Genomic DNA, 8035 nt, shown 5'->3' with positions numbered 1-8035 from the left:
ATTCTTACAACCAAGTTGTAAGTTCCTTACACATCATCGATTATCAATCTTGTTCAGTTTTCAAAGATCTACCATTTATATGTCTAAATTACGACTTCTTAATTATATCAAAGCTGTGAAACAATGTCAACAACTTTTTTAAGCAATCAAATTTATTAACGTCATCTCTTAACGACAACAATAAATATTATGCCATGTAATCGTTGTTAAGTCAACAACTTTTTATATTTATTTTTTCAAGTCGTTCTTCTTTCAAACAACATTTAATATATTATCAAGTTTGTGGAACATCGTCAACCACTTTCAACAAAAAAAGTAGAGAATTGAAATTAATTCAATTCTCTACGCTTTTTTAGTTCTTAATCTTGTTCTGCGTTATCTTCTGGTCTCATTGTTGGGAAAAGTAGAACATCTCTGATTGATTCAGCATCAGTTAATAACATAACTAAACGGTCAATACCGATACCTAATCCCCCTGTTGGTGGCATACCATATTCTAAAGCTTCAACATAATCTAGGTCGACTGGTTGTGCTTCATCATTACCGTTAGCCTTTTCAGCAGCTTGGGCTTGGAATCTTTCCTTTTGATCAATTGGATCATTTAATTCAGAGAATGCATTAGCATATTCCATACCTTCAACATATAATTCGAAACGATCAGTAAATCTTGGATCATCAGCATTCTTCTTTGCTAATGGTGAAATTTCTACTGGGTGACCGTAGATAAATGTTGGGTTCTTAATTTCTGGTTGAACCTTTTCTTCGAAGAATTCGTTGATAATGTGTCCCACAGTCCAGAAATCTTGGTATTCAATGTTGTTCTTGTCAGCAAGTTTTCTAGCTTCTTCTAGACTCATTTCCTTCCAGAAATCAATTCCAGTAACTTCTTTAATAGCGTCTACCATGTGTAAACGTTCAAATGGCTTGTTAAAGTCTACCTCTTCGCCACGGTAGTTAATAATACCGTTGTCAGTAACAACCTTAGCAGCTGCCTTGAAAATACCTTCAGTTTCATCCATAACATCGTGGAAGTCAAAATATGCAATATATGATTCTAATTCAGTAAATTCTGGGTTATGGTTTTGATCCATACCTTCATTTCTGAACACACGACCAATTTCGTATACACGTTCCATACCACCTACAATTAAACGTTTTAAGTGTAGTTCAAGTGCAATACGTAGGTATAAGTCGATGTCTAATGCATTGTGATGAGTAATAAATGGACGTGCACTAGCCCCACCAGCTTGGTTGTGTAGGACAGGTGTTTCTACTTCAGTACAATCCATTTCATTATCAAGATAGTTTCTGATTGCAGAAATAATCTTGCTACGCTTTTGGAAACGATCAAAACTATCACGGTTTGAAATCAAATCAAGATATCTTTGACGGTATTTTTGTTCCTTGTTTTGAAGACCATGGTACTTGTCAGGCAATGGACGCAAGGCCTTTGATAAGAAAGTAACATGAGTAGCCTTAACTGTTAATTCACCCATGTCTGTCTTAATTAGTTCACCTTCGATACCTAAGTGATCACCTAAATCGGCACGTTTGAAGAAATGGTAGTTATCTTCACCTACTTCATCTTTTCTTACGTATAGTTGAATTCTACCAGTACGATCTTGTAAATCACCAAAACCTACCTTACCTTTTCCACGTTTTGCTACCATACGTCCAGCGATAACAACTTTTAGATTTTCTTCTTCTAGTTCTTCTTTAGTACTATCGTTGTACTTATCGTGTAATTGTTTAGCTAAATGAGTACGTTCAAAACGGCTACCGAATGGGTCGACCCCTTCTTCTCGTAATTCATTCATCTTTTGGCGACGAACTCGCAACTGGTCATTCATTTGCTTTTCTTGTGCCACAGTAAAACCTCCATCAGAATAAATTATTTTATATTAACATAATACCATAAAATAATTTAAAAAATTACATTTCACTTAAATCCGCATTTTTTGCTGCTCTTTTATGAGTCTTTTCAAGGAAATTATCGAAAATATCGTCCATTTCTTGTTCAGTTTCAGCATTATTTAAAGCTACTTTAGCTCTTGCTGAGTGAGAAATACCCTTTAGGTAGTATGCAGCTTGACCTCTAAATTCACGAGGACCAGTGAAGTCACCCTTCACACCAACTAAACGGTGCAAATGTTCCTTAGCAGTTGCAATTTTTTCGTCAACTGTAGGTTCTTTTAATAATTCACCGGTTTCCAAGTAATGTCTTGTTTGTTGTAGCATCCATGGATTACCTTCAGCAGCACGACCAATCATTACAGCATCTGCTCCAACTTCGTCTAACATTTTCTTAGCCTCTTGTGGGGTTCTAACATCCCCATTACCCATAAATGGAATTGTTAAAGCATCAGCCACTTGTTTTAAAACATCCCAATCAGCGTTACCAGTGTACATTTGTTTTCTAGTTCTACCGTGCATTGCAATAGCAGAAGCGCCGGCCTTTTCTGCCATTAATGCGTTTTGAACTGCATATACATGGTCTTCATCCCATCCTGTTCTCATCTTAACTGTAACCGGTTTCTTAACAGCATCTGTAACATATGAAACCATTTCGTACACCTTGTTAGGATCCAATAGCCATTTCGAACCTGCATCAGTCTTAATAACCTTGTTTACAGGACACCCCATGTTGATATCAATGATATCAGCATCGGTTTCTTGATCGATAAATTTAGCCCCTTCTACAAGGGTCTCTTTAGTACCACCAAAAATTTGAATACTCATTGGATGTTCCTTTGGATCAATATCCAACATACTTAGAGTCTTCTTGTTCTTGTACATTAAGCCACGATCAGAAATCATTTCACAGACAACAAGTCCTGCTCCTGATTCTTTACAAATCATTCTAAAAGCAGTGTTAGTAACCCCAGCCATTGGAGCAACAACTACTTGATTGGGGATTGTAACATCTCCGATTTTCCATTCCATTTATATTCACCTCAATATTAAACGCGTCTAGCATGATAAATATAATATCATACTAAATTTAAAACTGCATACTTACTATTCTTTTGACTCTTGATTGTCAGATAACAATGCCCTTAGGTCATCTTCACTATAGTTATATTCCGTTTCGCAGAAATTACAAATAACCTTTGCTCCATGGTCCTCGTCAATCATTGATTGAATTTCCTTATCGTTTAAACCAGCAATCTTTTCACCAAATTTTTCCTTTGAACAATCGCACTTAAATTCTACAGGCATATTTTGGAGGATATCGATGTTATCTTCTCCAAAAATTAGTTTCAAAATATCTTCTGGTTTTTGTTTTGATAGGAATAGTTCTGAAATCATTGGAATCGACTTCAAACGTTCCTCTAGTTTGCTAATTGCATCATCTGATGCTCCTGGTAGCACTTGAATTAAATATCCACCGGCAGCACCAATAGTTCCATCTTCATTTACATATACAGATACACCAACAGCTGATGGAATTTGTTCTGATTGAGCTAGGTAGAAAGTAAAATCATCACCGATTTCTCCCGAAACCAGTTGAACGTTACTAACGTATGGTTCATCTCCACCTAGATTCTTCATTACTTCAAGGCTACCTTGTCCAACTGCACCACCAACATCTAGTTTATGGTGCTTATTTAATGGTAAGTCAACGTGTGGATTATGAATGTATCCCTTAACATGACCATTCGCATCAACGTCAACCAAGACGGGTCCTGCAGGACCATCACCTAATACTTTTACAGTCATCGTTTCCTTACCCTTTAATACTGAAGTTGCTAATAATAAACTAGCTACCAATGAACGGCCTAGTACTGCTGAAGATACAGGCCATGTTTTATGATCTTTTTGTGCCTCGTCAACTACGCCAGTAGCTTCCATTGCATATGCTCTAAACATACCATCTTTAGTAACACTCTTTGTTAAATAGTCTGCCATTTTTATCATTCCTCCATAATCACCTAAAAAAGCGTGAGTCAAATAAATTCAACCCACGCTTTATTAGTTAGTCTTCATCATTATCTTGATGTTGATTTTCTTTTTGTTCTAATTGTTCTTTACTTTCTTCAAAAGAGGCATCTTCGTTATCACTTGAAGCGTTTTCTTCTGGCATCTTACCGGTACGGTATAAACTCAAAATTTCTTTTTCGTCTAATGTTTCGTACTTAAGCAATGCGTCAGCGATTACTTTATGTTGTTCACGGTGTTGTTCAATAATGTCATGAGCTTGACCATGAGCTTCATCGATTAATCTTCTAACTTCTTCATCGATAACAGAAGCAGTCTTTTCAGAATATCTTCTTGCGTATGGGTCATCGTTTGGATTTTCTAATTGAACAGTTCCTAACTTTTCACTCATACCATATTGAGTAACCATAGCACGAGCTAAATTAGTAGCTTGTTCGAAATCATTAGAAGCACCTGAAGACAATGAGTCGAAGATAATTTCTTCAGCAGTTCTACCACCCATTAAACCAGCAAGTTGTTCCATTGCGTTCTTCTTAGATAGCAATTGTTGATCTTCTCTTGGAAGCATAATTGCGTAACCACCGGCACGTCCACGAGGAACGATAGTTACCTTGTGAACTACACGAGCATCATTTAGAACTAAACCAACAATTGTGTGACCAGCTTCGTGGTTGGCAACAATGTTTTGTTCTTTTTGACTAACAACTTTATCTTTCTTAGCTGGACCAGCAATCACACGATCTTCAGCTTCATCTAATTCTGATGGACCAATTTCTGCCTTGTTTCTTCTAGCGGCTAGTAAAGCAGCTTCGTTTAACAAGTTAGCTAAATCAGCACCAACAAAACCAGGAGTTTGTTTAGCAATTTCATGCAAGTCAACATTATCAGCGATTGGCTTATTCTTAGCATGAACCTTTAAGATTGCTTCTCTACCTTTGACGTCAGGTCTTCCAACTAACACCTTACGGTCAAAACGACCCGGACGTGTTAATGCAGGATCTAATACGTCCGCACGGTTAGTTGCAGCAATAACGATAACACCATCATTACCTGAGAATCCATCCATTTCAACCAATAGTTGGTTCAATGTTTGTTCTCTTTCATCATGGCCACCGCCCATGCCGTTACCACGTTTTCTACCAACAGCATCAATTTCATCAATGAAAATAATTGCTGGAGCGTCTTTTTTAGCCTGGGTGAATAAGTCACGAACACGACTAGCACCAACCCCAACAAACATTTCAACGAAATCAGAACCTGAAATTGAGTAGAATGGAACACCAGCTTCACCTGATACGGCCTTAGCTAGTAAAGTTTTACCAGTTCCTGGAGGTCCTTCTAATAGGACACCGTGAGGAATCTTAGCACCTAACTTGGTAAACTTCTTTGGATCCTTTAAGAATTCAACGATTTCAACAAGTTCTTGCTTTTCTTCTTCTTCACCAGCAACATCTGTGAAACCTACATCACTCTTAGTTGGTTTAGCCTTTGACTTACCAACTCCCATGATGCCGCCCTTACTACCATTCTTACCACCCATTTGGTTCATCATAACGAAGAAGAAAATGATTATGATTAGCATTGGTAGTAATGAAAAGATTAGATTTGACCAGAAGCCGCCATCGGTATCGGCAGCTTTAGCACCCATCTTAACGTTATTCTTCTTAGCGTAGTTTGTAATTTCATTAATAGTACCGTTGTTCTTCAAAACCTTAGTCTTGAATGAAGAAACCTTAGTTTCACTTTTGGTATTACTGAATAAAATACTACTAGAATTGTTTGATTTAACGCTTTGGGCTTTTCTGTATTCACCAGAAACAGTGTAAACACCATTTTCTGGTTGAATTGAAAAGCTCTTAATCTTGTTATCTTTTAATTCTTGAACAAACTGACTAGATTGTAATTCTTTGTTTTGGGGTTGACCATTCTTTGATGTGACAAAGAAAGTAACTCCCAAGACAATCAAGAAGCACACTATGTAGAACAGACTGTTCTTGAATAATCCTTTATTATTGTTATTACGCATCAATTGCCTCCTGTGTTTAATGCTTGTTTATGTATCAAAAATAACATGGTGAGACCCGCCATTTTTTCAATACATTACACGAAGCATATATTATCATTTTTCAGAAGAATTAACCATTTATTTGTCTGAATAAACCTCTGGCTTTAATACCCCTACATATGGAAGGTTACGATACTTGCCTTGGTAATCTAAACCATATCCAACTACGAATTCGTTTGGTACTTCTAAACCAACGTAATCAGCTTTAGCCTCAACTACTCTTCCTTCTGGCTTATCCATTAAAGTGCACACCTTAATGGATCTTGCACCACGTTCAGATAGTAGGTCTTCTAAATATTTCAATGTTCTACCAGTATCGATAATATCTTCAATGAAAATAACATCCCTACCATTAACATCAACATCAATATCTTTCATTAATTCAATGGTTCCGCTTGATGCAGTACCTCCATGGTAGCTTGAAACGTCAATAAAATCGATGTCCATATATAGATCCATTTCTCTGACAATATCCGTCATGAAGAAAATAGCACCTTTCAATACACCAACTACCACTGGTTTTCTGTCTTTATAATCAGTTGTAATTTGTTGACCCAATCTGCGACAAGCATCTGTGATGTCTTCCTTACTATACAAGGTTTTTAGAATGTCGTTGTTCATTAGTTTCTCCTTCCACATACTTTATTTAATGATCAATGTATAAACTCTAGCATTAGAGCTATCGTTAGATACAGACTCACTGTAACCTAAAACGGCTAATAACCTTCCCTGATCAGTCATCAAGCTCTTGGCCGAATTTCTTTTATCAACAGGTATCTTCTTATTAATAAATAGTCGTTTAGCCGTTTGATGACCACCATTTTTAAGCGTTATTCTATCACGATTTTGCGTCTTTTGTACAATTAATGGGAGTTCTGAATCCAAAAGATTAAAACGAGAAACTCGTTTTGCTTCCTCATCCGAAACATCTGAATTATCCGTAATCATCCACTGGATATTATCTTGGAAATACCATTTATTCAATGTTACCACAAAATAATCGTTTTTAAATCCAGTTATTTGGTTTTGCTTGATATTTTCGAATAAAAATTTATCATATTCCTTTTTTACGACCAAATTATTTGATAGTTTAACAAAGCCCTGTGGCTTTTCATCATTATTAAGTAGTGAATTAACTTGGTTGACAATATCTACATTTAAACCCTCAACAATATTTTGAGCAATTAAATAATCAATTAATCCGACTTGAACATATTTTGGCAAGGTGGAAAACTCACCTAAATCATATGTGATAGAATCAACACTAATATCTTTGGCTATCTTTGCCATAAAATAATCGTTTTGTTGCTTCATTAAATTCAATTGTTGTGAGAATGCATTAATATGTTCAATTCCACGACTGTTTTCTGATTCAATAAATGGAATTAAACGATGTCTAATTCTATTTCTAGTGACATCTAGTTTTTGATTGGTGTCATCTTCATACCATTTAACCGATAATGCTTGCATGTATTGCGTTAGCTCTTGTTTACTAAACCCAAGTAACGGACGAATCAATCGACCTTGATTGAAATTACGACTTTCCTTTATCCCGACCATGTCCTTGATAAATGATCCACGAATTAGTCTCATCAAAACTGTCTCTGATTGGTCATTGGCGTGATGTGCTGTTAATAATATACGTGAATTATTTTTCTTCATGACCTTTGAAAAGAAATCATATCTATACTTTCTTGCGGCCATTTCAATTCCATTATTTGGATGAAATTGTTTTTCCCAATTACCGACTACTATTTTAACGTTATGACTTTGACAAAAGTGTCTAATATATTTTTCTTCCTCTTTACTTTGTGCTCTTAGCTGATGATTAACATGAGCAACGATAATTCTCGGTCTCTTCTTATTTGGCAAATTCATCATTAGGTTAAGCAGCGCCATTGAATCCACTCCTGCAGATACTGCAACAACCACTGAATCTTCTTGATTAAACCATCCCTTGTTCTCAATCAATTGATTAAACTTTTGCTGGGTAATATTTTGTTCCGGCATTAATACCGTCCCCTTTAGTTA

At 36.2% G+C, this 8035-nt stretch carries 6 protein-coding genes; all 6 read right to left on the bottom strand.

From position 1 onward, the window contains the following. Positions 1-359: 359 nt before the first annotated feature. Positions 360-1868, bottom strand: a complete 1509-nt coding sequence (lysS, locus tag FD688_RS01035; RefSeq protein WP_138741439.1) for a lysine--tRNA ligase — start codon at positions 1866-1868, stop codon at positions 360-362. A gap of 64 nt (positions 1869-1932) precedes the next feature. Further along, on the bottom strand, positions 1933-2943 hold the full coding sequence (dusB, locus tag FD688_RS01030) for a tRNA dihydrouridine synthase DusB (protein ID WP_138741438.1): 1011 nt from the start codon (positions 2941-2943) through the stop codon (positions 1933-1935). Positions 2944-3018: 75 nt separating this feature from the next. After that, positions 3019-3909: an Hsp33 family molecular chaperone HslO gene (hslO, locus tag FD688_RS01025; protein ID WP_138741437.1), complete on the bottom strand. Its 891-nt coding sequence runs from the start codon at positions 3907-3909 to the stop codon at positions 3019-3021. Positions 3910-3976: 67 nt separating this feature from the next. Further along, a complete protein-coding gene (ftsH, locus tag FD688_RS01020; RefSeq protein ID WP_138741436.1) occupies positions 3977-5965 on the bottom strand; it encodes an ATP-dependent zinc metalloprotease FtsH in 1989 nt (662 codons plus the stop codon). 117 nt (positions 5966-6082) lie between these two features. Then, positions 6083-6625, bottom strand: coding sequence for a hypoxanthine phosphoribosyltransferase (gene hpt / locus FD688_RS01015; RefSeq protein ID WP_138741435.1), 543 nt, complete (start codon positions 6623-6625; stop codon positions 6083-6085). Positions 6626-6646: 21 nt separating this feature from the next. Then, positions 6647-8014, bottom strand: coding sequence for a tRNA lysidine(34) synthetase TilS (gene tilS, locus FD688_RS01010; protein ID WP_138741434.1), 1368 nt, complete (start codon positions 8012-8014; stop codon positions 6647-6649). Between the last annotated feature and the right edge of the window lie 21 nt (positions 8015-8035).

Origin of the sequence: Apilactobacillus kunkeei (assembly GCF_005930975.1) — a bacterium.
GTDB classification, from domain to species: domain Bacteria; phylum Bacillota; class Bacilli; order Lactobacillales; family Lactobacillaceae; genus Apilactobacillus; species Apilactobacillus kunkeei_E.
This window is presented reverse-complemented; position numbering and strand designations above follow the sequence as displayed.